Consider the following 24,960-nt stretch of genomic DNA (forward strand, 5'->3'; position numbering starts at 1 on the left):
ACGTGGCCGTCGCGGACAAATACTATTAGGCTGCCGTTAACTTTATGGCCTTGGACCGATCCATGCTCACACTCTATCGCACGACGCTGGCCATGTTCTGCCTGGCCTCGCTCCTGCCCCTCGGCGCGCAAGCGGCCGATGCCGAAAAACCCGCTGCAGCCGCCGAGGCCGCCCCTGCCCCCGCAGTGCGCCCGGCACTGGCCGAACGCAGCCAGGACGATGCCCTGGCCCTCGAGCGCCAGGTGCCCAAGGCCGAGCAGCAAACCCTGCAGGCCAACGGTGAACACTTCCTGGCGCTGTGGAAGCCAGCCAACGACAGCGACCCGAAAGGTGCGGTGATCATCGTCCCCGGTGCCGGCGAAAGCGCCGACTGGCCGACCACGGTCGGGCCGTTGCGCCGCGGTTTCCCCGATGTCGGCTGGCACACCCTGAGCGTGAGCCTTCCAGACCTGCTGGCCGAACGCCCGCAGGCGCGCGCCGAGGCCAAGCCCGCCGCAGAACCGGCCAAGGACGCGGGCGAAACGGCGCCGACCAAGGATACCCCCGCAGACGCCAACGCCAACGTTGCCCAAGCCACGGCCGCCGAGACGGACACCGCCGAAAGCACCGACGCCGCCAATGCCGACGAACACACCGACCAGGCCGATGCCGAGCGCATCTTCGCCCGCCTGGATGCCGCCGTGGCCTATGCGCAACAGCAGCAGGCGCGCAGCATCGTGCTGCTGGGCAACGGCAGCGGCGCCTACTGGGCGGCGCGCTACCTCAGCGAGAAGCAGCCGCCAGAGGTACAGAAGCTGGTGATGGTCGCCGCGCAGACGCCGGCACGGGTCGAGCACGACCTGCTGAGCCTGACCCCAACCCTGAAAGTGCCGACCGCCGACCTCTACTACACCGCGCGGCCCCAGGACCGCCTGGCCGCCGAGCAGCGCCTGCAGGCCAGCAAGCGGCAGAAGGACAGCGCGTACCGCCAGATTTCGCTGATGGCCATGCCGGGCAACAAGGCAGCGGAGCAAGAGCAGTTGCTGCGCCGGGTTCGCGGCTGGCTGACACCGCAGGAACAGTGACGATCATCGCGGGGCGCCGATGCGACTTGCCCCGCGATAGCTTTGCTAGAGGCCCCGCCGCTTGCGGATCAGGGCATAGGCCTGGTGCAGCTCGCGCGTGTGCTCGGTCGCCTCGCGCACCTTGGCCTCACTGGCACCACTGCCCACCAGCTTGTCCGGATGGTGCCGGCTGAGCAGTCGCCGATAGGCCTGCTTGACTTTGTCGGCCTCGGTGTCCGGCTCCACCCCAAGCAGCCGCAGGGCGGCGGCATAGGTCATCACACCGCCTTCGACGGACGAGCGCCGTGGCTCGTACTCCTTGGCCAGGGCCTGCACCTGCTGACGGCTGAGCCCCAGTTGCTCGCCCCACCGCAGCAGCAGATCGTGCTCATGCCGGCCGGCCTTGCCATCCGCCCAGACCATTCGCCAGCAGGCGCGCAAGGTGCCCTCGGCGGCATGCGGCTGCAACTTGATCCGACGCAGGTAATGGCCCAGCCGCCCCTTGCCCGACTTGCCCCGGTTGAACGCGGCAATCGCCCGCAGCCGCGCGGGCTCCGCCAGGTCCAGTCGGGTCATTTCCTGGCGCGCCTGCTGGATATGCCCCTCGGCAACCCGGCCATCGCTCTTGGCCAGACGCCCAAGCAGCACGAACAGCAACTCTTCGTCGCGCAGCGCCGGGTGCCCGCCCAGGCGCTCGCGCATGTCGTCCCATCCCTGCAGACGCAGCCGCCGATCCATGGCCTGGCCCAGCAGCGCCCCGAGCAACGCCCCGGGGATACTGGCCATGGCGAAACCGGCCCCGGCACCAATCACTGTGCTTGGCCACCACATATCAGGCGCGCTCGCCGATCAGGCGTTCGACATCGGCCAGGCGTTCGGGGGTGCCGACATCGACCCAGCGCCCCTGATAGTGCTCGCCACTCACCTGGCCCGCTGCCATGGCCTTGCGCAGCAGCGGTGCGAGCTTGAAGGCGCCGGGTTGGCAGCCCTCGAAGAGCGCCGGGTCGAGCACCGAGATACCGCTGAACGTCAGCGTCCCGGGCGCATCATCACCATCAGTCACCTGTTCGCCCTGCAGGCGGAAGTCGCCTCGCCCGTGGTGCCCGGGGTTGCCAACCAGCACCAGGTGCGCGAGCCCCTGCAACGGCGCCCGCAACGCGCCGAAGTCGTAGTCGGTCCAGATATCGCCGTTGACCAGCACGAACGGCGCATCACCCAGCAGCGGCAGTGCCTTGAAGATGCCGCCGCCGGTCTCCAGCGGTTCGCCTTCCGGCGAGTAGCGCAGGCGCAGGCCAAAGCGGCTGCCATCGCCCAGGTGATCCTCGATCTGCTGGCCGAGCCAGGCATGGTTGATGACCACCTCGGTGAAGCCGGCACGGGCCAGCGCCTCCAGGTGGTACTCGATCAACGGCTTGCCGGCGGCCGGCACCAGCGGTTTTGGGGTGTGCAGGGTCAGTGGGCGCATGCGCTCGCCCTTGCCCGCCGCGAGGATCATTGCCTTCATGAATGGGCCCCGGCCTTGAGTTCGCTGATCAGCGCGCCCAGCTCGGCCAACTCCGGACGACGACCAATCACTTCATCTATATAGGCGAAGAAACGCGGTACGTCAGTGAGGTAGCGCGGTTTGCCGTCACGGTGGCAGATGCGGGCGAAAATACCGATCACCTTGAGGTGGCGCTGCACCCCCATCAGGTCGCTGGCGCGGTGGAAGTCCTCGAATGCCGGCTGCACGGGAACACCGGCGGCCTGGGCCTTTTGCCAGTAATCGCTCAACCACCCCTCGACGCGGGCCTGGGGCCAGCTGAGGAAAGCGTCCTTGAACAGGCAGGTGATGTCGTAGGTAACCGGGCCGTAGACCGCGTCCTGGAAATCCAGTACCCCTGGGTTCGGCGTGCTTTGCATCAGGTTGCGCGGCATGTAGTCGCGGTGCACCAGCACTCTCGGTTGCGCCAGGGCGCTGTCGATCAGCAGTTGGCTGACCCGCTGCCAACTGGCCTGCTGGGCCTCGCTCAGCTTCACGCCCAGCTCGCGGCCAACGTACCACTCCGGGAACAGTTCGACTTCGCGGCGCAGCAGCGCATCGTCGTAGCTGGGCAGCGGTGCGTCCATCGGCAGGCGCTGGAACGCCAGCAAAGCCTCGATGGCGTCCTTGAACAGGGCATCGGCGTTGTCAGCATCGATGACGTCCAGGTAGGTCTGGCGCCCCATATCGCCCAGCAGCAGGAAGCCGCGCTCAAGGTCCTGGGCATGGATGTACGGCACATGCACGCCCGCACTGGCCAGCAGGTGGTCGATGGCAACGAACGGGCGGCAGTTCTCCTGGGGCGGTGGCGCATCCATGACCACGAAGCTGTGGCCGGCGCCCTCCCAGCGGAAGTAGCGGCGGAAACTCGCATCGCTGCTGGCGGCGGTCAGGCTGCCGGCGGGCACGTCACCCCAGCCGTTGGTGCGAAATAGAATCTCGAGCTGCTCGGCGAGCCAGGCAGTCAGTTGTTGCAGACGTACATCGTGGTCGGGCATTACAAGGGTCTCCGACGGCGCTAGCCGTCAAGCGGGTCATGCTTTATTATCCAGCATCTTTTTCAGACCATCGAGAGGCGTGCGGCCCCCACACGCGGGCAGATGGCACGCAGGAAGCCCGGACTAATAAGATGGCATTGAAATCCCCCGCGTTTCGTAGAAAGTTTCCATTGCTGGTCACTGGCGGTCTGCTGGCCCTGCAACCTCTGGCCATGCCGCATGCGTTAGCAGCCGAGCAGTTCGACTGCCAAGTGTCCGCTTCCGGTGGCTGGGACTGCAAGCCCAAGGCTGCCAGCAACCTGCCGCCTCGCCCGGTTCATCCGGGTGCCGCTGCCGCCAGTTCCGGTGATGAAACACCGGAGCAAGTGGCCCAGGAACAGGCCGACAAGCCGGTGCTGGTTACCGAGAGCAAGGGCCGCGCCCTGAAATCGCGCAGCGAAGACTACAGCCACCTCGACTGGGTACCCCGCGAGAAGCTCACGGCCGCGCAGCTGGCCGAGACCGGCCCGTACTGCGGTGGCGCCTATATCGAGCCAATCCGCCCAGGCATGGATGACACCACGCCCAAGGACGAAGCCCCGACCTACATCAACGCCAAGGTTTCCAAGTACCAGCAGGAACAGCAGATCGCCACCCTCGCCGGTGACGTGGTCATGCGCCAGGGCAGCATGCAGGCCGAAGCGGACGAAGCCAACCTGTACCAGGCCGAGAACCGTGGCGAGCTCAAGGGCAACGTCAAGATCCGTGACAACGGCTCCCTGGTGGTCGGCGACGAAGCACAGATTCAGCTCGACACCGGCGAAGCCCGGGTCGACAACGCCGAATACGTGATGCACAAATCGCACATCCGCGGTAATGCGCTGTACGCCAAGCGCGCGGAAAACGCGATCATCCGCCTCAAGGACGGTACCTACACCACCTGTGAGCCGGGCAGCAACGCGTGGCAGCTCAAGGGCAACAACATCACCCTCAACCCGGCCACCGGCTTTGGTACTGCCACCAACGTCACGTTGCGGGTCAAGGATTTCCCGGTCTTCTATACGCCGTACATCTACTTCCCGATCGATGATCGTCGGCAGTCCGGCTTCCTGCCGCCATCGTTCAGCAGCAGCAGCGATACCGGCTTCATGCTGGTCACTCCGTACTACTTCAACCTGGCGCCGAACTACGACGCCACGTTGTACCCGCGCTACATGGCCAAGCGCGGCATGCTCATGGAAGGCGAATTCCGCTACCTGACCAAATCCAGCGAAGGTCAGTTCGGTGGCGCCTACCTGAGCGATCAGGACGACGACCGCAAGCTGCAGACGGACTACAAGAAAGAACGCTGGATGATCAACTGGCAGCACAAGGGCGGCCTGGATGATCGCCTGATGGCTGAGGTGGACTACACCGACATCAGTGACCCGTTCTACTTCCAGGACCTGGAATCGGACCAGATCGGTGTCGACAGCCGGGACTACGTCAACCAGCGCGGCACGCTCAACTACCGTGGCGACGACTACACCGCCCGGTTGAACGTGCATGCCTACGAAATGGCGACCATTTCGCAGATTACCCCTTACGACAAGCTTCCACAGCTTTCGATCACCGGTTTGCTGCCGTACCACCCCGAAGGGCTCGACCTCAGCTACGAAGCCGAGGCCGTTCGCTTCGAACGTGACCTGAAGAACGATCTGGTGTTCGACAAGGATGGCAAGCCTGACACTTCGCTCGGCCTCGTGACTGATGATGCCGGTAACGTCCTGGGCGGTCGCCGCCTTGACGAGAGTGTCACCGGCATCGCCCGGGCCAACGGTACCCGTCTGCATGCGGCACCCGCCATCAGCCTGCCAATGGAAGCGAGCTACGGCTACATCAAGCCGAAGCTCAAGTACGCCGTTACCCGCTACGACCTCGATCTGGACAGTCAGGGCCAGGCCCAGGCAATCACCCAGTCGGGTCTACCGGGCTATGGCAGCTACAACAGTACGCTGAACCGCGACATCCCGATCTTCAGCGTCGACAGCGGCCTGTACTTCGACCGCAAGACCCAACTCTTTGGCACCAATTACCGCCAGACCCTCGAGCCGCGGCTGTTCTACCTCTATGTCCCGTACAAGGACCAGAAGGACATCCCGCTCTTCGATACGGGCGAGCGTCTGTTCGACTACGGTTCGTTGTTCCGCGACAACCGCTTCAGCGGCACCGATCGCATCGGCGACGAAAACAAGCTGTCGCTGGGCGTGACCAACCGCTGGATCGAGGACAACGGCTTCCAGCGTCAGCGCTTCAGCATTGGCCAGGCGTTCTACTTCAAGGACCGCAAGGTCCAGTTGCCAGGCATTGACTACAGCACCCGCAAGGACAGCCTGTCGGATGTCTCGCCGTACGCGCTGGAATACGAGTACGCCTTCAACCGCGACTGGCGCTTCAACTCGGACTTCAACTGGGACCCGGACAGCCGCAGCACCCGCTCGGGTAGCGCGATGTTCCACTACCAGCCTGAAGACAATCCGAACAAGATCGTCAACCTCGGCTACCGCTACCGCAACGACCTGATCACCTATGACTCGCTGACCGGTTTGTGGAAAGTTGGCGGCGGCGACTACGGCACACCAGGCGAACCGGGCTACATCAAGGATTACTACAAGATCCAGCAGCACGACTTCTCGGTCATCTGGCCGATCGTGCCGCAGTGGAGTGTGATCGCACGCTGGCAGCACGACTACAACCGTAACCGCACCCTGGAAGCCATGGGCGGTTTCGAGTACGACAACTGCTGCTGGAAGCTGCGCCTGATCAACCGCTACTGGATCGACTACGACGACTTCAGCCAGGCGGTCCCGGACAACGAGAAGGGCGACCACGGTATCTTCCTGCAAGTCGTGCTCAAGGGCCTCGGCGGCGTAGTGGGCAACAAGGTTGAGTCGTTCCTGGACAAAGGCATTCAAGGTTATCGTGAACGTGAAGACCAAGCTTATTGATCGTCTGCGCCCGCTGATGCTGGGCGCCGTTTTACTCAGTGGCGCGGCGCATGCCGCACCGCAGTCCCTGGACCGCGTGGTGGCCATCGTCGACAACGACGTGGTCATGCAGAGCCAACTGGACCAGCGCGTGCGTGAAGTCCAGCAGACCATCGCCAAACGCGGTGGCGGCGTGCCGCCGGCTGGCGCACTGGAGCAGCAGGTACTGGAACGCCTGATCGTCGAGAACCTGCAACTGCAGATCGGCGAGCGCTCGGGCATCCGCATCACCGACGAAGAACTGAACCAGGCCGTCGCCACCATTGCCCAGCGCAATGGCATGTCGCCCGAGCAGTTCCGTGCCGCCCTGGCCCATGATGGCCTGTCGTTCGACGACGCCCGCGAACAGATCAAGCGCGAGATGATCATCAGCCGCGTGCGTCAGCGTCGCGTCGCCGAACGTATCCAGGTGTCCGAGCAGGAAGTGAAGAACTTCCTCAACTCCGACCTCGGCAAGATGCAGATGTCGGAAGAGTACCGCCTGGCCAACATCCTCATCCCGACCCCGGAAAGCGCCAACTCCACGGCCATCCAGGCGGCAGCCCAGCAGGCCGGCCAGGTCTACCAGCAGCTCAAGCAGGGCGCCGACTTCGGCAAGCTGGCCATCGAGCGCTCGGCCAGCGAGAACGCCCTGGAAGGCGGCGAGATGGGCTGGCGTAAAGCCGGCCAGTTGCCACCGGACTTTGCCAAGATGCTCAGCAGCATGAGCGCCGGCGACGTCACCCAGCCTATTCGCATCCCCAACGGTTTCATCATCCTCAAGCTCGAGGAGAAACGTGGTGGCAGCGAGAGCGTGCTGCGTGACGAAGTGCATGTGCGCCACATCCTGATCAAGCCAAGCGAGATCCGCAGCGAAGCCGCCACCAAGGAGCTCGCTGAAAAACTGTACGACCGGATCAGCAGCGGCGAAGACTTTGCCACCCTGGCCAAGAGCTTCTCGGAAGACCCGGGTTCGGCACTCCACGGTGGCGACCTGAACTGGGTCGACCCGGACAGCCTGGTCCCGGAATTCCGCGAGCAGATGGCCGACGCCAAACAAGGCGTGGTGACCAAGCCGTTCCGTACCCAGTACGGCTGGCATGTGCTGGAAGTGCTGGGCCGCCGCGCCACCGACAGCACCGAAAAAGCCCGTGAACAGCAGGCCATGAGCGTACTGCGCAACCGCAAGTACGACGAAGAGCTGCAGACCTGGCTGCGCCAGATCCGCGACGAGGCCTACGTTGAAGTCAAACTGCCTGGCGCTGACCAGGCCACCCAGTGAAGCCCCTGCGCTTCGCCGTTACACCCGGCGAACCAGCCGGCATAGGCCCCGACCTGTGCCTGCTGCTCGCCGCCGAGGCCCAGCCCCATCCCCTGATCGCCATCACCAGCCGTGACCTGCTCGCCGAGCGGGCCACGCAGCTGGGCCTGGCCGTCAGCCTGCTGGCCGTCACCCCGGACAACCTGCCCGAACACCCTGCCCCTGCCGGCAGCCTGTACGTCTGGGATACGCCCCTGGCCGCGCCTGTGGCCGCCGGGCAACTGAACAAGGCCAACGCCGCGTTTGTGCTGGATACGCTGACACGCGCCGGGCAAGGCTGCCTTGACGGGCTTTTTGCCGGGATGATCACCGCCCCGGTACACAAAGGCGTGATCAACGAGAGCGGAATCGCGTTCTCCGGCCATACCGAGTTCCTTGCCGACCTCACCCACACCGCACAGGTGGTCATGATGCTGGCCACCCATGGCCTGCGCGTGGCCTTGGTGACCACGCACCTGCCGCTGCGCGACGTTGCCGACGCCATCACCGCCGAGCGCCTGGAGCGCGTGACCCGCATCCTGCATGCGGACATGCGTGACAAGTTCGGCATCGGCAAACCACGCATCCTGGTCTGCGGGCTCAACCCGCATGCCGGCGAAGGCGGCCACCTTGGCCGCGAAGAAATCGACATCATCGAGCCCGTACTGGAGCGCCTGCGTACCGAAGGCATGGACCTGCGCGGACCATTACCGGCCGATACCCTGTTTACCCCCAAATATCTGGAGCACTGCGACGCGGTGCTGGCGATGTACCACGACCAAGGCCTGCCCGTACTCAAGTACAAGGGCTTCGGCGCTGCGGTCAACGTGACGCTGGGCCTGCCGATCATCCGCACTTCGGTCGACCACGGCACCGCCCTGGACCTGGCCGGCACCGGCAAGATCGACACCGGCAGCCTGCGCGTCGCCCTGGAAACCGCCTACCAGATGGCCGAGAACCGACCATGACCGAGCATTACCAACACCGGGCGCGCAAGCGCTTCGGCCAGAACTTCCTGCATGACGCCGGAATCATCGACCGCATTCTGCGGGCGATCCACGCCAAGGCCGGCGAGAACCTGCTGGAAATCGGCCCTGGCCAGGGCGCCCTCACCGAGGGCCTGCTGAACAGCGGCGCACAACTGGACGTGGTGGAGCTGGACAAGGACCTGGTGCCGATCCTGCAGCACAAGTTCGCCGGGCGTGACAATTTCCGCCTGCACCAGGGCGACGCCCTGAAGTTCGACTTCAATCAGCTGGGTGTACCGCCACGCAGCCTGAAAGTGGTAGGCAACCTGCCCTACAACATCTCCACGCCACTGATCTTCCACCTGCTGGCACACGCCAACCTGATCCGCGACATGCACTTCATGCTGCAGAAGGAAGTGGTCGAGCGCATGGCCGCAGGGCCTGGCGGTGGTGACTGGGGGCGGTTGTCGATCATGGTGCAGTACCACTGCCGCGTGGAACACCTGTTCAACGTAGGCCCCGGCGCCTTCAACCCGCCACCGAAGGTCGATTCGGCCATCGTGCGCCTGGTGCCCCATGAAGTGCTGCCCTACCCAGCCAAGGACCCGCTGCTGCTGGAGCGTGTCGTGCGCGAAGCCTTCAACCAGCGCCGCAAGACCCTGCGCAACACGCTCAAGGGTCTGCTCGACAGCCAGGCCATCGAGGCCGCTGGCGTCGATGGCAGCCTGCGCCCCGAGCAACTGGACCTGGCAGCGTTCGTGCGCCTGGCCGACAAGCTGGCCGAGCAGCAAGGCTGACCCCACCTCGCAACACAAGCTCGCTCCCACGGGAGCGGGCTTGCCCCACGGTCAGCCATGACTGGCCCTCCCCCCCGCCAATGGCCTAGACTGCGTTATTGCGTCAGTTCGCCCAAGGCCCTTGCATGTCCGACCCCCGCTACCAGATCGACGTCAGCGTCGTGACCCGCTACCTCAAAGAACAATCCGACCCCGAAAACAGTCGCTTCGCTTTCGCCTACACCATCACCGTGCAGAACAACGGCACGGTCAAGGCCAAACTGATGTCGCGTCACTGGCTGATCACCAATGGCGATGGCGAAGTCGAGGAAGTGCGCGGCGCCGGCGTGATCGGCCAACAACCGCTGATCGACCCGGGCCAGAGCCACACCTACAGCAGCGGGGCGGTCATCAGCACCCGCGTCGGCACCATGCAGGGCAGCTATCAGATGTTCGCCGAAGACGGTAAACGTTTCGATGCCGAGATCGCACCGTTCCGCCTGGCCGTTCCCGGAGCCCTGCACTGATGGCCACTTACGCGGTCGGTGACCTGCAAGGCTGCCTGCAGCCGCTCAAGTGCCTGCTCGAACGCGTACGCTTCGACCCTGCCGTCGATCGCCTGTGGCTGGTAGGTGACCTGGTCAACCGCGGCCCCGAGTCGCTCGAAACACTGCGCTACCTGTATTCCATTCGGCACGCCCTGGTGTGCGTGCTGGGTAACCACGACCTGCACCTGCTGGCGGCCTGGCATAACGTCGAGCGCCTGAAGAAGAGCGACACCCTGCGCGAAATCATCGAAGCGCCGGACGCCGACCAACTGTTCGACTGGCTGCGCCGGCAGAAGCTGCTGCACTACGACGAGCCCCGTGGCATCGCCATGGTTCACGCCGGGATCCCGCCGCAATGGACCCTGGGCAGAGCGCTCGAGCTGGCAGCTGAAGTCGAGGAAGTGCTGCGCGACGACAATCGCCTGAAGCTCTACCTGGACGGCATGTACGGCAACGAACCGAACAAGTGGAGCAAGGATCTCACCGGCGTCGAGCGCCTGCGGGTGATCACCAACTACTTCACCCGCATGCGCTTCTGTACCGCCGCCGGCAAGCTCGACCTCAAGACCAAGGAAGGCGCAGACAGCGCGCCGAAAGGCTACAAGCCATGGTTCGACCACCCCGAGCGTCGTGCTCGCCATGTGAAGATCATCTTCGGCCACTGGGCCGCCCTTGAAGGCCGCGTCAGCGCGCCGGGCGTCATCGCCCTGGACACCGGCTGCGTCTGGGGGGGCGCCATGACCCTGTACAACGTCGACAGCGGCGAGTACCACCGCTGCGACTGCACCCGCGAGGGCACCCCTCGCCTGCCGGCAGCACCAGCCGCCCCTACCGATCAGCCCTGAAGGAACCGCCCCATGAGCGAATTCAAGCGCATCTCCCCCGAACAGGCCCTCGCCCTGCGCGAAAAAGGCGCGGTCGTGGTCGACATTCGCGACCCGCAAGCCTATGCCGCCGGCCACATCAGCGGCGCCACTCATCTGGATAACCATTCGGTTGCCGACTTCATCCGCAACGCCGACCTGGACGCGCCTACACTGGTAGTCTGCTACCACGGCAACTCCAGCCAGAGCGCCGCCGCCTACCTCGTCGGCCAGGGCTTCTCCAACGTCTACAGCATCGACGGAGGCTTCGAGCTGTGGCGCGCCACCTACCCGAGCGAAACCGCCCAGGGCAGCGCTGAATAATTTTTTCATTTTTCCTGCAGCCCGCGTTCCGTGCGGGCTCGCGACCGACCTGACGAACGGTCGCAGAGGTCTTCTTCGCCCCCCGCCCTTGACCTCTCGTATAACCAACTATCCTTAAGCCCAGGCCATCCAAAAAAGGGGAGAGCCGGTACACCGGCGTGCGGGTCATCGGTAGCGTTTCAGGGTGTTCTGGGGGGTATACAGCAACCGGCAAAAACCGGCTGCATGCCAGCATCGGCTGACTGATCCGGCGTCGTCTCCACGTATCGAGCGAGGTGACGTCATGAGCATTTTTAGCCACTTCCAACAACGTTTCGAGTCCACCCGCCAGGAAGAACTCACGCTGCAGGAGTACCTCGAGCTGTGCAAAGAGGATCGCAGTGCCTATGCCTCGGCGGCCGAGCGGCTGTTGCTGGCCATCGGCGACCCAGAGCTGATCGACACCTCAAGCAACTCCAGGCTGTCGCGGATCTTCTCCAACAAGGTGATCCGCCGCTATCCGGCCTTTGCCGACTTCCATGGGATGGAAGAATGCATCGACCAGATCGTCTCCTACTTCCGCCATGCCGCCCAAGGCCTGGAAGAGAAGAAGCAGATCCTCTACCTGCTGGGCCCGGTGGGCGGCGGTAAATCGTCGCTGGCCGAGAAACTCAAGCAGCTGATGGAAAAAGTACCTTTCTATGCCATCAAGGGCTCGCCGGTATTCGAGTCCCCGCTGGGGTTGTTCAACGCCACCGAAGATGGCGCGATTCTCGAAGAAGAGTTCGGCATCAACCGCCGTTACCTCAACACCATCATGTCGCCCTGGGCCACCAAACGTCTGCAGGAGTTCGGCGGTGACATCAGCAAGTTCAAGGTGGTCAAGCTCTATCCGTCGATCCTCAATCAGATCGCCATCGCCAAGACCGAACCCGGTGACGAGAACAACCAGGACATTTCTGCCCTGGTCGGCAAGGTGGATATCCGCAAGCTCGAAGAATTCCCGCAGAACGACGCCGACGCCTACAGCTATTCGGGGGCGCTGTGCCGGGCCAACCAGGGCCTGATGGAATTCGTCGAAATGTTCAAGGCGCCGATCAAGGTCCTGCACCCCTTGCTCACCGCCACCCAGGAAGGCAACTACAACAGTACCGAAGGCCTCGGGGCCATCCCCTATACCGGTATCCTGCTGGCCCACTCCAACGAATCGGAGTGGCACACCTTCCGCAACAACAAGAACAACGAAGCCTTCATCGACCGTATCTACATCGTCAAGGTGCCCTACTGCCTGCGGGTCAGCGACGAAATCAAGATCTACGACAAGCTGTTGGTCAACAGTTCGCTGGCCAAGGCCCACTGCGCGCCCGACACCCTCAAGATGCTGGCCCAGTTCACCGTGCTTTCGCGGCTCAAGGAGCCGGAAAACTCCAACATCTATTCGAAGATGCGGGTCTATGACGGTGAGAATCTCAAGGATACCGACCCCAAGGCCAAATCGATCCAGGAGTACCGCGACTCGGCAGGCGTCGACGAGGGCATGAACGGCCTGTCGACCCGCTTCGCCTTCAAGATCCTGTCCAAGGTGTTCAACTTCGACCCGCACGAGATCGCCGCCAACCCGGTGCACCTGCTGTATGTGCTTGAGCAGCAGATCGAGCAGGAGCAATTCCCGGCCGAAGTGCGCGAGCGCTACCTGCGCTACCTCAAGGAATACCTGGCGCCGCGCTACATCGAGTTCATCGGCAAGGAGATCCAGACCGCCTACCTCGAGTCCTACAGCGAGTACGGCCAGAACATCTTCGACCGCTACGTGCTGTATGCCGATTTCTGGATTCAGGACCAGGAGTACCGCGACCCCGAAACCGGCGAGATCCTCAACCGCATCGCCCTCAACGAAGAGCTGGAAAAGATCGAGAAACCGGCCGGCATCAGCAATCCGAAGGACTTCCGCAACGAAATCGTCAACTTCGTGCTGCGCGCCCGGGCCAACAACAATGGCAAGAACCCCAGCTGGCTCAGCTACGAGAAACTGCGGGTGGTCATCGAGAAGAAAATGTTCTCCAACACCGAGGACCTGCTGCCGGTCATCAGCTTCAATGCCAAGGCCAGCAAGGAGGATCAACAGAAGCACAACGACTTCGTCACCCGGATGGTCGAGCGCGGCTACACCGACAAGCAGGTGCGTTTGCTGTCGGAATGGTACCTGCGGGTCAGAAAATCGCAGTAAGGCGGCAAGTGACAAGCCGCAAGCTGCAAGCCGCACGGCGCCAGGCTCAGCTCTGGCGCCACGGCTTTCAGCAGCGGTGGCTGCTCCATCTTGCAGCTTGAAGCCAGTAGCTGCATCCAGTCACCGGAGGGATCATGAGCTACGTAATCGACCGACGCCTGAACGGCAAGAACAAGAGCACGGTCAACCGCCAGCGTTTTTTGCGGCGCTACCGTGAGCACATCAAGAAAGCCGTCGAAGAGGCCGTTAGCCGCCGCTCCATCATGGACATGGAGCATGGCGAGCAGATCAGCATCCCGGGCCGTGACATCGACGAACCGGTGCTGCACCACGGTCGCGGCGGCAAGCAGACTGTCGTCCACCCCGGTAACAAAGAATTCACTGCAGGCGAGCACATCGCTCGACCACAAGGCGGCGGCGGGGGTGGCGGGCGTGGCAAGGCCGGCAACTCCGGCGAGGGCATGGACGATTTCGTCTTCCAGATCACTCAGGAAGAGTTTCTCGAATTCATGTTCGAGGACCTCGAGCTGCCCAACCTGGTCAAACGCCACCTGACCGGTGCCGACACCTTCAAGACCGTGCGCGCCGGGATCGCCAACGAAGGCAACCCCTCGCGCATCAACATCGTGCGCACCCTGCGTTCGGCCCATGCCCGGCGCATCGCGCTGACCGGCAGCAGCCGCGCACTGTTGCGCGAGGCACAAAAGGAACTGGATCGGCTGAAAGTCGAGGAGCCCGACAACTTCACCGACATCCAGGAAACCGAGGCCGAGATCGAGCGGCTCAAGGCACGTATCAACCGCCTGCCATTTCTCGACACCTTCGACCTCAAATACAACCTGCTGGTCAAGCAGCCCAACCCCAGCTCCAAGGCGGTGATGTTCTGCCTGATGGACGTTTCCGGCTCCATGACCCAGGCCACCAAGGACATCGCCAAACGCTTCTTCATCCTCCTGTACCTGTTCCTCAAACGGAACTATGACCGCATCGAGGTGGTGTTCATCCGGCACCACACCAGTGCCCGCGAAGTCGACGAGGAAGAATTCTTCTACTCCCGTGAAACCGGCGGCACCATCGTTTCCAGTGCGCTCAAGCTGATGCAGGAAATCATGGCTGAGCGCTACCCGGCCAGCGACTGGAACATCTACGCCGCCCAGGCGTCCGACGGTGACAACTGGAACGACGACTCGCCGATCTGCCGCGACATCCTGTCCAAGCAGATCATGCCGCACGTGCAGTACTACACTTATGTCGAAATCACCCCGCGCGAGCATCAGGCGCTGTGGTACGAATACGAGCGCATCGGCGAGGGTTTCCCCGACACCTTTGCCCAGCAACAGTTGGTATCGGCCGGCGACATCTACCCGGTCTTCCGTGAACTCTTCCAGCGCAGGTTAGCCACATGACCGCCAGAGAGCAGAGACGCCAACCCATTTCCACCGGCTCCGAATGGACATTCGAGCTGATCCAGACCTACGACCGCGAAATCAGTCGCCTGGCCGCGCGTTACGCGCTGGATACCTACCCCAACCAGATCGAAGTGATCACCGCCGAGCAAATGATGGACGCCTACGCGTCCGTGGGCATGCCGCTGGGTTATCACCACTGGTCCTATGGCAAGCAATTCCTCAGTACCGAGAAATCCTACAGCCGTGGGCAGATGGGCCTGGCCTACGAGATCGTGATCAATTCCGACCCGTGCATCGCCTACCTGATGGAAGAGAACACCATGTGCATGCAGGCACTGGTGATCGCCCATGCCTGCTATGGTCACAACAGCTTCTTCAAGGGCAACTACCTGTTCCGTACCTGGACAGACGCAAGCTCCATCATCGACTACCTGGTATTCGCCAAGCAGTACATCGCCCAGTGCGAGGAGCGCCACGGCATCGACGCTGTCGAGGACCTGATCGACTCCTGCCACGCCCTGATGAACTATGGCGTCGACCGCTACAAACGCCCCTACCCGATCTCGGCCGAAGAGGAGCGCCGCCGGCAGAAGGAGCGTGAAGAACACCTGCAGCGGCAGATCAACGACCTGTGGCGCACCATCCCCAAAGGCACCGAAAAGGGCGGCGAGCGCGACGATGCGCGCTTCCCTGCCGAACCTCAGGAGAACATCCTGTATTTCATCGAGAAACACGCGCCGTTGCTCGAGCCTTGGCAGCGTGAAGTGGTGCGCATCGTGCGCAAGATTGCGCAGTATTTCTACCCGCAGCGCCAAACCCAGGTGATGAACGAGGGCTGGGCCACCTTCTGGCACTACACCCTGATGAACGACCTGTACGACGAAGGGCTGATCACCGAAGGCTTCATGATGGAGTTTCTTCAGTCGCACACCAGCGTGGTGTTCCAGCCGGGCTTCGACAGCCCCTATTACAGCGGCATCAACCCCTACGCCCTGGGGTTTGCCATGTACACCGACATCCGCCGTATCTGCGAAAACCCGACGGAAGAGGATCGCCGCTGGTTCCCGGACATCGCCGGCAGCGATTGGCTTTCCACCCTCAAATTCGCCATGAGCAGCTTCAAGGACGAGAGCTTCATCCTGCAGTACCTGTCACCGAAAGTGATGCGCGACCTCAAGCTGTTCAGCATTCTCGACGACGATCAGCGCGACGATCTGCTGGTGCCGGCGATCCATGACGAGGATGGCTATCGCACCATCCGTGAGCAGTTGGCCGCCCAGTACAACCTGGGCAACCGTGAACCCAACGTGCAGATCTGGAGCATCGACCGCCGCGGCGACCGCTCCCTGACTCTGCGCCACCAGCAGCACAACCGTAAGCCACTGGGCGACTCCACCGACGAAGTGCTCAAGCATCTGCATCGCCTGTGGGGCTTCGACATCCACCTCGAGACCGTCCAGGGCGACCAGGTGATGAAAACCCACCACATGCCGCCGCGCAGCGAACATGGCGAGGCAGGCGACTACGGGCGCATGGACCTGGCCGTGGTGCACCACCTCTAGCGCAGCGCCCCCTCCATTGCTGCCGACAAGGTATCCTGTCGCCAGTAATGGAGGTTCCACATGCAGATCTACAAGGTTGGCGGCGCCGTGCGCGACCGTCTGCTCGGCCGCCCGGTCAGCGACATCGACTGGTTGGTGGTCGGCGCCACGGTCGAACAGATGCAGGCCCTGGGCTTTCGCCCGGTCGGTGCCGATTTCCCGGTATTCCTTCATCCGAAAACGGGCGAGGAATATGCCTTGGCCCGCACCGAGCGCAAAAGCGGCCGTGGCTATGGCGGTTTCACCTTTCACGCAAGCCCGGATGTCACCCTCGAGGAAGACCTGATTCGTCGCGACCTGACCATCAACGCCATGGCCGAGGACGAACAGGGCACGCTGTACGATCCCTACCACGGCAAACGCGACCTGAATGAACGCATCCTTCGTCACGTTTCCCCGGCGTTCGCCGAAGATCCCCTGCGGGTACTTCGTGTTGCCCGTTTTGCTGCCCGCTACGCGCCCTTGGGTTTCGAGGTCGCCGAAGAAACCTTGGGGCTGATGCGCCAGATCGCCGAGTCTGGCGAACTACAGGCGCTGACCGCCGAGCGCAGCTGGAAAGAGATCGAGCGTGCGTTGATGGAACCCGAGCCACAGGTGTTCATTGAAGTGCTGCGCAGCTGTGGCGGGCTGATGGAACTGATGCCCGAGCTTGCGCACGGCGCTGATACATTGCCGGCGCTGCACCAGGCGGCAAGGCATCAGCAGCCGCTGCCGGTACGCTGGGCGTGCCTGCTGCGAGGGCTGCAGCCTGCCGCGATCAAGGCGCTCAACCAGCGCCTCAAAGCCCCACGCGAATGCCAGGAGCTGGCGGCGCTGGTGGGGGAATTTGCCGAGCGGGCAGACCACGCCCTGGCGCTGGAGCCTGCAAGCCTGCTGGAGATGCTGCATAAGTTCGACGTGTACCGCCGGCCGCAGCGCTTCGAGGACTTCATCGCCGCGTGCGAGATGGCGACGCTGGGCTCAGGCTATCCACAAGGCGAGTACTTGCGCGGGGCCGCAGAAGCGGCGCGGGCCGTGGATGTGAAGCCATTGCTGGAAACCGGGCTTTCCGGCCAGGGCCTGGGCGAAGCGCTCAAAGCCGAGCGCCTGAAGGCGCTCGAAGCCTACAAGTCCGCTTGATCTGCCCGGCCTCTTCACGGGTAAATCGCAGCGGCGAACCGCCGCTCCCACAGATGGCGTGAATGCCGCGGGTGATGAACATCCTGTGGGAGCGGGTTTACCCGCGAAGAGGGCGGCGCAGGCTCACGCCGGGGTCAACTGCAACCCACGCCATTCGAACGGCACCGGCGCCAGCACCTGTTCGATGCTCGCTTCATGCCACAGCTGCGCCATGCTTTTCCCTGCACCCGGATGCACCAGCGCCGGCGCCAACAGCGATAGCGGCCACAGCACAAAAGCATTTTTCAGGATTTCCGCACGCGGCAGCACCAACCCATCGAAGGTGCCGTGCAGATCGCCGTACATCAGCACATCGATATCCAGCGGCAAGCCCTTGCGGTCCGGCGCATATCGGCCATTTTCCGCCTCGATGAACTTGAGCCGGCGGTCGAACTCCAGCAGCGGCAACTCGGTCTGCCCGCGCACCACCAGGTTGTAGAACGGGCCGCTCTTGATGCCCACCGCCTGGCTCTCGAACACTGCCGAACACTGCATGCCGCTGAGCATGCCAGCCAACGCATCGAGCCCCGCGCACAAGTGCCGCTCGCGGTCGATGTTGCTGCCCAGGCCGAGGTAAACCGTGTTCAGAGACATCCGCGCTCGATCTCCACGCCAACGCCGCCGCGAGCCGCCGGCACTGCGCCCGGCTTGGTGAGCTTGAGGCGCACCCAGGGGATGTTGAACTCGGCCATCAGCACCGCCACCAGGCGCTCGGCGAACGTCTCGACCAGCTCGAAGCGAGCCTGCTCGGCAAACGCCTGGACCCGCGCCGAAACGCTGGCATAGTCCAGTGCCAACGACAGGTCATCACCGGCGGCGGCCGGGCGGTTGTCCCAGGCGAAACTCAGGTCCAGGCGCAGACACTGGCGAATATCCCGCTCCCAGTCGTAGGCGCCGATCACGGTATCGACTTCCAGGCCTTCGATGAACACTCTGTCCAAGCACTTCTCTCCACAGCACGACAAGGGCGACGGGCGCCGTTAGAATCAGGGCGTCCTCGCCCGGAATAGTTAGCATGTTTTGGTCACTGGCGCTGCTTGCCTACCTGCTCGGCTCTCTGTCCTTTGCCATCGTCCTGAGCCGCCTCAGCGGCAGCCCCGACCCGCGTTCCAGCGGCTCGGGCAATGCCGGCGCCACCAACATGCTGCGCCTGGCCGGGCGCAAGCTGGCGATCCTGACGCTGCTGGGCGACCTGTGCAAGGGCATGCTGCCGGTGCTGCTGGCACGCCTGGCCGGGCTGGACCTGCAAGAGCAGGCCTGGGTCGGTATCTGCGCGGTAGTCGGCCATCTGTTCCCGATCTACTTCCGCTTCCAGGGCGGCAAGGGCGTGGCCACTGCCGCTGGCATGCTCATGGCCCTGTACTTGCCGGCCGCCCTGCTGGCCATCAGCGCCTGGCTGCTGACCTTCTACCTCACCCGCACCAGCTCGTTGGCCGCGTTGATCGCCACGCCCCTCACCCTGCCACTGCTGGCCTGGCGCGAGCCTGCAGCTCTGCTGCCCATGACCGTGCTCACGGTGATGATCGTCTGGCGCCATCGCAACAATCTGCGTGACTTGTTTGCCGGGCGCGAACGGCACTTCTGAAACGCTCGCCCGTACCCAGCCCTTTCCTACAGTGCCGGCAATTGCTCCATCGGCCAGCGCGGCTGCACGCTGATCGCCAGGTCTTGCTGCTGCCCGGCCATCAGGCGCTGGCAGCCAGCATAGGCGATCATCGCGCCATTGTCGGTGCAGAAGCGTGGGCGCGCGTAATAGACGTTGCCCTTGAGGCCGGCCAGCATGGTCTCGAGCGACGTGCGCAGGGCGGTGTTGGCACTCACGCCACCGGCGATGACCAGGCGCTTGAGGCCGGTCTGCTTGAGCGCCCGCTTGCACTTGAAGGTCAGAGTCTCCACCACCGCCTGCTGGAACGCCAGCGACACGTCGCAACGGGTTTGCTCGTTGTCGTCCCCGGCCTCACGGCATTTTTGCCAGGTGTTCAGGGCGAACGTCTTGAGGCCGCTGAAGCTGAACTGCAGGCCTGGACGGTCGCACATCGGCCGCGGGAACACGAAGCGCCCTGGGGTGCCTTGCTCGGCCAGGCGAGCGATTTCAGGCCCTCCTGGATAATTGAGGCCGATCAGCTTGGCCGTCTTGTCGAACGCCTCGCCGGCCGCATCGTCCAGGCTCTCGCCGAGCAGTTCGTATTGGCCAATGCCATCGACCCGCACGAGCTGGGTGTGGCCGCCGGACACCAACAAAGCGACGAACGGAAACTCCGGCGGCTGCTCTTCGAGCATCGGCGCCAGCAAGTGCCCTTCCATATGGTGCACGCCGATCGCCGGGATATCCCAGGCAAACGCCAGGGCCTGGGCACAGGAGGCGCCCACCAGTAACGCGCCGACCAGGCCAGGACCCGCGGTGTAGGCGATGGCGTCGATCTCGGTGGCGACGCAGTCGGCCTCCTCCAGCACCTGCCGGATCAGCGGCAGCATGCGCTTGACGTGGTCGCGCGAGGCAAGCTCGGGCACCACACCACCATAAGCGCGATGCAGGTCGATCTGGCTGAACAGCGCGTCGGCCAACAAGCCGCGTTCGCTGTCGTATAATGCGACGCCAGTTTCGTCGCAGGATGTTTCCAATCCCAGTACTAGCATGGGTTCGTGCCCTGTCGAGGCTGAATTCGAAGGCGCGCATGATAGTCCCCGCACCCTGTGCCGACCAGCGGTTTTCGATCAGAGGCTTTGCATTCCTGCCAGCTAAGGGTTAACATCCGCAACCCTTGAAAACCGACGTACTCCAGCACACCTTATGTTTTGCCAGGAGCACGTCTACCCCGGTAATGAATTAAGGTAGCCCTGGATGCCAGCCGTCAAAGTTAAAGAGAACGAACCCTTCGACGTAGCTCTGCGTCGTTTCAAGCGCTCCTGCGAAAAAGCCGGTGTACTGGCTGAAGTTCGTAGCCGCGAGTTTTATGAGAAGCCGACCGCCGAGCGTAAGCGCAAAGCCGCTGCCGCTGTAAAGCGTCACGCGAAGAAAGTTCAGCGCGAACAGCGCCGCGCAGTTCGTCTGTACTAATACAGCCGTTCTACGCAAAGCTTCTGCCCCGCCCGGCCTCGTGCCGGGCAGATGGCAGCGGTCGTTTCAAACCCTTGGCCATGCGCCTTGGGTGCCCCGGCAAAAGCCATGGGCAACCCGCAGCAACACGTCAGACCTGGCCATTGGCCAGACGTGCACGTCCTTTCTGACGAGCCCTCACAGGCTGGTGACGAGCACATACCCCTTCGCGACACCCCACGCCAAACCCGAGCACAAGCGTTTAGACTTGCCAGTTGCCAGATGACGAGGCTGCCATGGCCGGGCTGATTCCCCAGAGTTTCATCGATGACCTCCTGAACCGCACCGACATCGTCGACGTGGTGAGTTCGCGCGTCCAGCTGAAGAAGACCGGCAAGAATCTTTCCGCCTGCTGCCCGTTCCACAAGGAGAAGTCGCCCTCCTTCACCGTCAGCCCCGACAAGCAGTTCTACTACTGCTTTGGCTGCGGCGCCGGCGGCAACGCGCTGGGCTTCATCATGGACCACGACAACCTGGACTTCCCCCAGGCGGTCGAGGAACTGGCCCGTGCAGCCGGCATGGAAGTGCCACGCGAAGAGGGCCGCCGGGGGCAGAAGCCGCGCCAGCCAACCGACTCCCCCCTGTACCCGCTGCTCGAAGCGGCCAGCGAATTCTATCGCCAGGCCCTGCGCAGCCACCCGACCCGCAAGGCGGCTGTGGACTACCTCAAGGGCCGCGGCCTGTCCGGCGAGATCGCCCGCGATTTCAGCCTGGGCTTCGCCCCGCCAGGCTGGGACAACCTGCTCAAGCACCTGGGCGCCGACACGCTGCAGCAGAAGGTCATGATCGATGCCGGCCTGCTGATCGAGAACGCCGAGAGCGGCAAGCGTTACGACCGTTTTCGCGACCGCGTGATGTTCCCGATCCGCGATAGCCGTGGCCGGGTCATTGCCTTCGGCGGCCGAGTGCTGGGCGACGACAAGCCCAAGTACCTGAACTCCCCGGAAACCCCGGTATTCCACAAAGGCCAGGAGCTGTACGGCCTGTACGAGGCGCGCAAAAACAACCGCAACCTCGACGAAATCATCGTCGTCGAAGGCTACATGGATGTCATCGCCCTGGCCCAGCAGGGGCTGCGCAACGCCGTGGCGACACTGGGCACGGCCACCAGCGAAGAACATCTCAAGCGCCTGTTCCGCGTGGTGCCCAGCGTGCTGTTCTGCTTCGACGGCGACCAGGCGGGGCGCAAGGCTGCCTGGCGCGCACTGGAGTCGACCCTGCCGAGCCTGCAGGATGGCCGCCGCGCACGCTTCCTGTTCCTGCCCGAGGGCGAGGACCCGGACAGCCTGGTCCGCGCCGAAGGCACCGACGCTTTCCATGCCCGCATCAACCAGCACGCCCAGCCGCTGGCCGACTATTTCTTCGAGCAGTTGAGCAACGAGGCTGACCCGCGCTCGCTGGAAGGCAAGGCGCACATGGTCACGCTGGCCGCCCCGCTGATCGAAAAGGTCCCAGGGGCAAACCTGCGCCAACTGATGCGCAACCGCCTGAAAGAGATCACCGGCCTCGACCCGCAGCAGCTGGAGCAACTGGCACAGAGTGCGCCGGCCGCCAGCAGCGTGCCGGATTACGACCCGGGCTTCGACTACGACGCCATGGCCAGTTACACCCCGGATTATGGCGACCTGCAGCACCAGCCCGACTACGCCCCGGCGCAACAGGAGCAACGCCCCTGGACACCGAACAAGGGCGGCAAGAAACAATGGGAAGGTAAGCCCTGGGACAAGAAAGGCGGCAAGCCCTGGCAGCGCGATGGCCAACGTGGCGACGCACCACCGCGGGTACCGGCACCAGTGGAACCACCGTCGTTATCGGCGCTGCGCACGCTGCTGCACCACCCGCTGCTGGCCGGCAAGGTCGAAGATGCCGGTCATTTCGCCGACGAGCAGCAACTCTACAGCCAACTGCTGGTGGCCCTGATCGAGGCTGCGCAGAAGAATCCTAAGCTAAGCTCTATGCAGCTGATCGCACGCTGGCATGGCACCGAACAAGGCCGCTTGCTGCGCGCCCTGGCGGAAAAGGAATGGTTGATCGATGCCGACAACCTTGAACAACAGTTTTTCGACACTATAACTAGCTTGTCCGCCCGCCAACGCGAGCGCAGCCTGGAACATTTGATCAGCAAATCTCGTCTAACAGGCTTGGACGAGGACGAAACTGCCAAGCTTCGTGACTTGCTCCGCCGCAATGTTCCCGCACAAAACCCGACCTCATCTGGCGCGTGAGGTCCATGCTCGGGTATAATCCTCGGCTTGTTTTTTGCCCGCCAAGACCTTCAGTGGATAGGGTGTTATGTCCGGAAAAGCGCAACAGCAATCTCGCATCAAAGAGTTGATCACCCGCGGTCGTGAGCAGGGCTACCTGACTTACGCGGAGGTCAACGACCACCTGCCCGAGGATATTTCAGATCCGGAGCAGGTGGAAGACATCATCCGCATGATCAACGACATGGGGATCAACGTATTCGAGAGTGCTCCGGATGCGGATGCCCTGTTGTTGGCGGAAGCCGACACTGACGAAGCCGCAGCCGAAGAGGCCGCCGCAGCGTTGGCGGCAGTTGAGACCGATATCGGCCGTACGACCGACCCGGTGCGCATGTACATGCGTGAAATGGGTACCGTCGAGCTGCTGACCCGCGAAGGCGAAATCGAAATCGCCAAGCGCATCGAGGAAGGCATCCGTGAAGTCATGGGCGCCATCGCTCACTTCCCGGGCACTGTCGACCACATCCTCAGCGAATACGACCGCGTCACCTCCGAAGGTGGCCGTCTGTCCGACGTCCTCAGCGGTTATATCGACCCTGATGACAACATCGCCGCACCGACCGAAGAAGTACCGATCCCAGGTGCCAAGGCTGCTGCCGCGAAGGAAGAGGAAGACGAAGACGAAGAAAACGCAGAGAGCAGTGACGACGAGGAAGAGACCGAAAGCGGTCCGGACCCGGTCGTTGCAGCCCAGCGTTTCGGTGCAGTCTCCGAGCAGCTCGTCATCACCCTCAAGGTGCTGAAGAAGCATGGCCGCACCCACGCCGAAAGCATTGGCGCCATGCAGGCCCTGGCTGATCTGTTCATGCCGATCAAGCTGGTACCCAAGCAGTTCGAAGCACTGGTAGAGCGCGTTCGCAGCGCCCTGGACCGTCTGCGCCAGCAAGAACGCGCCATCATGCAGCTGTGCGTGCGTGACGCGCGCATGCCGCGGGCCGACTTCCTGCGCCTGTTCCCGAGCAACGAGACCGACCAGACCTGGAGCGGTGACCTCGCCAAGCGCAGCACCAAATGGGCCGCTGCCCTGGGTGAGAAAAACGCCGCGATCGTCGCCTGCCAGCAGAAGCTGATCGACCTTGAGACCGAGACCGGCCTGACCGTTGCCGAAATCAAGGAAATCAACCGTCGCATGTCCATCGGTGAGGCCAAGGCCCGCCGCGCCAAGAAGGAAATGGTCGAGGCGAACCTGCGTCTGGTGATCTCCATCGCCAAGAAGTACACCAACCGTGGCCTGCAGTTCCTCGACCTGATCCAGGAAGGCAACATCGGCCTGATGAAGGCGGTGGACAAGTTCGAATACCGTCGCGGCTACAAGTTCTCGACCTATGCCACCTGGTGGATCCGCCAGGCGATCACCCGTTCGATCGCCGACCAGGCACGCACCATCCGTATTCCGGTGCACATGATCGAGACGATCAACAAGCTCAACCGCATTTCCCGGCAGATGCTGCAGGAAATGGGTCGTGAACCGACCCCGGAAGAGCTCGGTGAACGCATGGAGATGCCCGAGGACAAGATCCGCAAGGTATTGAAGATCGCCAAGGAGCCGATCTCCATGGAAACGCCGATCGGTGACGACGAAGACTCGCACCTGGGCGATTTCATCGAGGACTCCACCATGCAGTCCCCGATCGACGTGGCCACGGTCGAAAGCCTCAAGGAAGCGACTCGTGACGTGCTCTCGGGCCTGACCGCACGTGAAGCCAAAGTGCTGCGCATGCGTTTCGGCATCGACATGAACACCGACCACACCCTCGAAGAAGTCGGCAAGCAGTTCGACGTGACCCGTGAGCGGATCCGTCAGATCGAAGCCAAGGCGCTGCGCAAGCTGCGCCACCCGACGCGAAGCGAGCATCTGCGCTCCTTCCTCGACGAGTGATGACGAACCCCGGCCCAGGC

22 protein-coding genes are annotated in these 24,960 nt (G+C 63.2%); 16 read left to right on the forward strand and 6 right to left on the reverse strand.

Features of this window, described 5'->3' with window-relative positions:
* The first annotated feature begins 62 nt into the window (after positions 1-62).
* Entirely contained in the window at positions 63-1,064 is a 1,002-nt protein-coding gene (locus tag DM373_RS14775) for an alpha/beta hydrolase family protein (RefSeq protein ID WP_110994276.1), read from the forward strand.
* 45 nt (positions 1,065-1,109) lie between these two features.
* Here DM373_RS14775 and DM373_RS14780 read toward each other — a convergent pair whose 3' ends face one another.
* Genes DM373_RS14780 through DM373_RS14790 form a run of 3 tightly spaced genes read right to left on the reverse strand, consistent with a single transcriptional unit; the run spans position 1,110 to position 3,563 of the window.
* A complete protein-coding gene (locus DM373_RS14780; RefSeq protein WP_110994277.1) occupies positions 1,110-1,874 on the reverse strand; it encodes a TerB family tellurite resistance protein in 765 nt (254 codons plus the stop codon).
* A 1-nt stretch (position 1,875) separates the two neighbouring features.
* Complete coding sequence (gene murU / locus DM373_RS14785; RefSeq protein WP_110994278.1) at positions 1,876-2,547, reverse strand: N-acetylmuramate alpha-1-phosphate uridylyltransferase MurU; 672 nt, start codon at positions 2,545-2,547, stop codon at positions 1,876-1,878.
* Positions 2,544-3,563 (reverse strand): aminoglycoside phosphotransferase family protein, encoded by a 1,020-nt coding sequence (locus DM373_RS14790; RefSeq protein WP_110994279.1) that lies wholly within the window; start codon positions 3,561-3,563, stop codon positions 2,544-2,546. The genes murU and DM373_RS14790 overlap by 4 nt, the downstream gene beginning before the upstream one ends.
* A 131-nt stretch (positions 3,564-3,694) precedes the next feature.
* Between DM373_RS14790 and DM373_RS14795 the strand changes: the two genes are divergently transcribed.
* The 11 genes from DM373_RS14795 to DM373_RS14845 all read left to right on the forward strand — a co-directional run bounded on the left by DM373_RS14795 (position 3,695) and on the right by DM373_RS14845 (position 17,661).
* Positions 3,695-6,529: an LPS-assembly protein LptD gene (locus DM373_RS14795; protein WP_110994280.1), complete on the forward strand. Its 2,835-nt coding sequence runs from the start codon at positions 3,695-3,697 to the stop codon at positions 6,527-6,529.
* Positions 6,510-7,829, forward strand: a complete 1,320-nt coding sequence (gene surA, locus DM373_RS14800) for a peptidylprolyl isomerase SurA (protein WP_110994281.1) — start codon at positions 6,510-6,512, stop codon at positions 7,827-7,829. The genes DM373_RS14795 and surA overlap by 20 nt, the downstream gene beginning before the upstream one ends.
* The gene (gene pdxA / locus DM373_RS14805; protein WP_110994282.1) at positions 7,826-8,815 is read left to right on the forward strand and encodes a 4-hydroxythreonine-4-phosphate dehydrogenase PdxA; all 990 of its coding nucleotides are present in this window, start codon (positions 7,826-7,828) and stop codon (positions 8,813-8,815) included. The genes surA and pdxA overlap by 4 nt, the downstream gene beginning before the upstream one ends.
* Positions 8,812-9,612 (forward strand): 16S rRNA (adenine(1518)-N(6)/adenine(1519)-N(6))-dimethyltransferase RsmA, encoded by an 801-nt coding sequence (rsmA, locus tag DM373_RS14810; protein ID WP_110994283.1) that lies wholly within the window; start codon positions 8,812-8,814, stop codon positions 9,610-9,612. Before pdxA ends, rsmA begins: the two co-directional genes overlap by 4 nt.
* A gap of 125 nt (positions 9,613-9,737) precedes the next feature.
* Positions 9,738-10,118, forward strand: coding sequence for a Co2+/Mg2+ efflux protein ApaG (apaG, locus tag DM373_RS14815; protein ID WP_110994284.1), 381 nt, complete (start codon positions 9,738-9,740; stop codon positions 10,116-10,118).
* Positions 10,118-10,984 carry a symmetrical bis(5'-nucleosyl)-tetraphosphatase gene (locus DM373_RS14820; RefSeq protein WP_110994285.1) on the forward strand — a complete coding sequence of 289 codons (867 nt, stop codon included), beginning with the start codon at positions 10,118-10,120 and terminating at the stop codon, positions 10,982-10,984. The genes apaG and DM373_RS14820 overlap by 1 nt, the downstream gene beginning before the upstream one ends.
* 12 nt (positions 10,985-10,996) lie before the next feature.
* Positions 10,997-11,326 carry a thiosulfate sulfurtransferase GlpE gene (gene glpE / locus DM373_RS14825; protein WP_110994286.1) on the forward strand — a complete coding sequence of 110 codons (330 nt, stop codon included), beginning with the start codon at positions 10,997-10,999 and terminating at the stop codon, positions 11,324-11,326.
* 283 nt (positions 11,327-11,609) lie between these two features.
* Complete coding sequence (locus DM373_RS14830; RefSeq protein ID WP_110994287.1) at positions 11,610-13,532, forward strand: PrkA family serine protein kinase; 1,923 nt, start codon at positions 11,610-11,612, stop codon at positions 13,530-13,532.
* A 134-nt stretch (positions 13,533-13,666) separates the two neighbouring features.
* Complete coding sequence (locus DM373_RS14835) at positions 13,667-14,938, forward strand: YeaH/YhbH family protein (protein ID WP_110994288.1); 1,272 nt, start codon at positions 13,667-13,669, stop codon at positions 14,936-14,938.
* Positions 14,935-16,503, forward strand: a complete 1,569-nt coding sequence (locus DM373_RS14840; protein WP_110994289.1) for a SpoVR family protein — start codon at positions 14,935-14,937, stop codon at positions 16,501-16,503. Before DM373_RS14835 ends, DM373_RS14840 begins: the two co-directional genes overlap by 4 nt.
* Positions 16,504-16,563: 60 nt before the next feature.
* Positions 16,564-17,661, forward strand: a complete 1,098-nt coding sequence (locus DM373_RS14845) for a multifunctional CCA addition/repair protein (protein WP_110994290.1) — start codon at positions 16,564-16,566, stop codon at positions 17,659-17,661.
* 123 nt (positions 17,662-17,784) lie between these two features.
* Here DM373_RS14845 and folK read toward each other — a convergent pair whose 3' ends face one another.
* Entirely contained in the window at positions 17,785-18,294 is a 510-nt protein-coding gene (folK, locus tag DM373_RS14850; protein WP_110994291.1) for a 2-amino-4-hydroxy-6-hydroxymethyldihydropteridine diphosphokinase, read from the reverse strand.
* Positions 18,285-18,641, reverse strand: a complete 357-nt coding sequence (gene folB, locus DM373_RS14855; RefSeq protein WP_110994292.1) for a dihydroneopterin aldolase — start codon at positions 18,639-18,641, stop codon at positions 18,285-18,287. Before folB ends, folK begins: the two co-directional genes overlap by 10 nt.
* Positions 18,642-18,715: 74 nt before the next feature.
* Here folB and plsY point away from each other — a divergent pair, with 74 nt between their 5' ends.
* Positions 18,716-19,285, forward strand: coding sequence for a glycerol-3-phosphate 1-O-acyltransferase PlsY (plsY, locus tag DM373_RS14860; RefSeq protein WP_110994293.1), 570 nt, complete (start codon positions 18,716-18,718; stop codon positions 19,283-19,285).
* Positions 19,286-19,311: 26 nt separating this feature from the next.
* Here the strand turns inward: plsY and tsaD are convergent, their stop codons facing one another.
* On the reverse strand, positions 19,312-20,337 hold the full coding sequence (gene tsaD / locus DM373_RS14865; protein WP_110994294.1) for a tRNA (adenosine(37)-N6)-threonylcarbamoyltransferase complex transferase subunit TsaD: 1,026 nt from the start codon (positions 20,335-20,337) through the stop codon (positions 19,312-19,314).
* Between the two features lie 205 nt (positions 20,338-20,542).
* On the opposite strand from tsaD, the gene rpsU reads away from it, so the two are divergent.
* The 3 genes from rpsU (at position 20,543) to rpoD (ending at position 24,940) form a co-directional block, all read left to right on the forward strand.
* Positions 20,543-20,758, forward strand: a complete 216-nt coding sequence (rpsU, locus tag DM373_RS14870) for a 30S ribosomal protein S21 (RefSeq protein WP_003255575.1) — start codon at positions 20,543-20,545, stop codon at positions 20,756-20,758.
* A gap of 275 nt (positions 20,759-21,033) precedes the next feature.
* Positions 21,034-23,022: a DNA primase gene (dnaG, locus tag DM373_RS14875; protein WP_110994295.1), complete on the forward strand. Its 1,989-nt coding sequence runs from the start codon at positions 21,034-21,036 to the stop codon at positions 23,020-23,022.
* Between the two features lie 67 nt (positions 23,023-23,089).
* Positions 23,090-24,940 (forward strand): RNA polymerase sigma factor RpoD, encoded by a 1,851-nt coding sequence (gene rpoD, locus DM373_RS14880; RefSeq protein ID WP_110994296.1) that lies wholly within the window; start codon positions 23,090-23,092, stop codon positions 24,938-24,940.
* Positions 24,941-24,960 lie beyond the last annotated feature (20 nt).

Source organism: Pseudomonas sichuanensis, assembly GCF_003231305.1.
GTDB classification, from domain to species: domain Bacteria; phylum Pseudomonadota; class Gammaproteobacteria; order Pseudomonadales; family Pseudomonadaceae; genus Aquipseudomonas; species Aquipseudomonas sichuanensis.

Coding starts and splice junctions, on each gene's coding strand:
- DM373_RS14775 (WP_110994276.1), top strand. CDS start 63: ATGCTCACACTCTATCGCACGACGCTGGCCATGTTCTGCCTGGCCTCG.
- DM373_RS14780 (WP_110994277.1), bottom strand. CDS start 1,874: ATGTGGTGGCCAAGCACAGTGATTGGTGCCGGGGCCGGTTTCGCCATG.
- murU (WP_110994278.1), bottom strand. CDS start 2,547: ATGAAGGCAATGATCCTCGCGGCGGGCAAGGGCGAGCGCATGCGCCCA.
- DM373_RS14790 (WP_110994279.1), bottom strand. CDS start 3,563: ATGCCCGACCACGATGTACGTCTGCAACAACTGACTGCCTGGCTCGCC.
- DM373_RS14795 (WP_110994280.1), top strand. CDS start 3,695: ATGGCATTGAAATCCCCCGCGTTTCGTAGAAAGTTTCCATTGCTGGTC.
- rsmA (WP_110994283.1), top strand. CDS start 8,812: ATGACCGAGCATTACCAACACCGGGCGCGCAAGCGCTTCGGCCAGAAC.
- apaG (WP_110994284.1), top strand. CDS start 9,738: ATGTCCGACCCCCGCTACCAGATCGACGTCAGCGTCGTGACCCGCTAC.
- DM373_RS14820 (WP_110994285.1), top strand. CDS start 10,118: ATGGCCACTTACGCGGTCGGTGACCTGCAAGGCTGCCTGCAGCCGCTC.
- glpE (WP_110994286.1), top strand. CDS start 10,997: ATGAGCGAATTCAAGCGCATCTCCCCCGAACAGGCCCTCGCCCTGCGC.
- DM373_RS14830 (WP_110994287.1), top strand. CDS start 11,610: ATGAGCATTTTTAGCCACTTCCAACAACGTTTCGAGTCCACCCGCCAG.
- DM373_RS14835 (WP_110994288.1), top strand. CDS start 13,667: ATGAGCTACGTAATCGACCGACGCCTGAACGGCAAGAACAAGAGCACG.
- DM373_RS14840 (WP_110994289.1), top strand. CDS start 14,935: ATGACCGCCAGAGAGCAGAGACGCCAACCCATTTCCACCGGCTCCGAA.
- DM373_RS14845 (WP_110994290.1), top strand. CDS start 16,564: ATGCAGATCTACAAGGTTGGCGGCGCCGTGCGCGACCGTCTGCTCGGC.
- folK (WP_110994291.1), bottom strand. CDS start 18,294: ATGTCTCTGAACACGGTTTACCTCGGCCTGGGCAGCAACATCGACCGC.
- plsY (WP_110994293.1), top strand. CDS start 18,716: ATGTTTTGGTCACTGGCGCTGCTTGCCTACCTGCTCGGCTCTCTGTCC.
- tsaD (WP_110994294.1), bottom strand. CDS start 20,337: ATGCTAGTACTGGGATTGGAAACATCCTGCGACGAAACTGGCGTCGCA.
- rpsU (WP_003255575.1), top strand. CDS start 20,543: ATGCCAGCCGTCAAAGTTAAAGAGAACGAACCCTTCGACGTAGCTCTG.
- dnaG (WP_110994295.1), top strand. CDS start 21,034: ATGGCCGGGCTGATTCCCCAGAGTTTCATCGATGACCTCCTGAACCGC.
- rpoD (WP_110994296.1), top strand. CDS start 23,090: ATGTCCGGAAAAGCGCAACAGCAATCTCGCATCAAAGAGTTGATCACC.